The sequence below is a fragment of the Bdellovibrionota bacterium genome (genome assembly GCA_040386775.1).
Lineage (GTDB): Bacteria > Bdellovibrionota > Bdellovibrionia > Bdellovibrionales > JAEYZS01 > JAEYZS01.
Map to the genome: position 1 here is coordinate 156412 of JAZKEU010000017.1, position 973 is coordinate 157384.

Here is a 973-nt window from a genome sequence, read left to right on the forward strand (position 1 = left end):
AGAACAAAGTGAAGTGATCGAGATTGTTGCTGCCGGTGAGCATCCTGTGATTTTTGCAGGACCTCCGGGGACGGGAAAGACAACGGTTGCGATGATCGCAAGCACGCTATTGAAAGACCCATCGCCCAATGAACTTAAATCTTATCAAAAAATTTCTAGATATTTTGGGATCCCCATCGAATGGCGTCCGGTGGTTTCGCCACACCATACATCGACTGCCCTAGCGATGATCGGTGGGGGTCCAACTCCTAGACCTGGTGAAATCACCAGAGCTCATGGCGGAACTTTGATTATGGATGAGTTCTTAGAGTTTGATAGTCATGTTCAAGAAGCTTTAAGAGAGCCCATGGAAAGCGGGAAGATCACGATTTCTAGAACGGGTAATGTGAGTATTTTTCCGGCACAGTTTCTTTTGATGGCGACAACGAATCTTTGTCCTTGTGGTCATCTGGTTCCAGAGAAAAATTTCGAATGCAAAGGACGAGTAAGATTTTGTCATTCCAGACTTCAAAAGCTCTCTGGACCAATGATGGATAGATTTTCAATTCTAGCGTTGAGCCACGAATGGACAGGACAGAAAGAAGTTTTAGCTAAAGACAGTTTGGCTAGGATTTCTAACGCCATCGATTTTAGAGTTTTCACCAGAAAACAAATGGTCTCGAACCATCATCAAGAAATTTCAGAGATTGAAAAAGACGTCGATGAATTTGACAAGGAATTTTTGCTTCCATCGCTAGGAAATTCACATCGAAGATATCAAGCGCTTTTAAGAGTCGCTCGAACCATCGCAGATCTAGACATGAGTGAAAAAATCAAGATGAACCACATAAAAAAGGCTCTGAGCTTAACCCAAGAGCCTTTCAATAAAATAAAAAATTACATTTTTAAATACTAAGGTTTAAAGGAGTGCGCTTAAAAAGCTTTCTTTAGCTTGCAATAAGCATCTACCTGGACAGATAAAGGGTTTCCTTCA

1 protein-coding gene is annotated in these 973 nt (G+C 41.6%); it reads left to right on the plus strand.

What is annotated here, in order from left to right:
* A partial coding sequence (locus tag V4596_10895; protein MES2769639.1) for an ATP-binding protein occupies positions 1–895 on the plus strand: 895 nt, incomplete at its 5' end.
* Positions 896–973 lie beyond the last annotated feature (78 nt).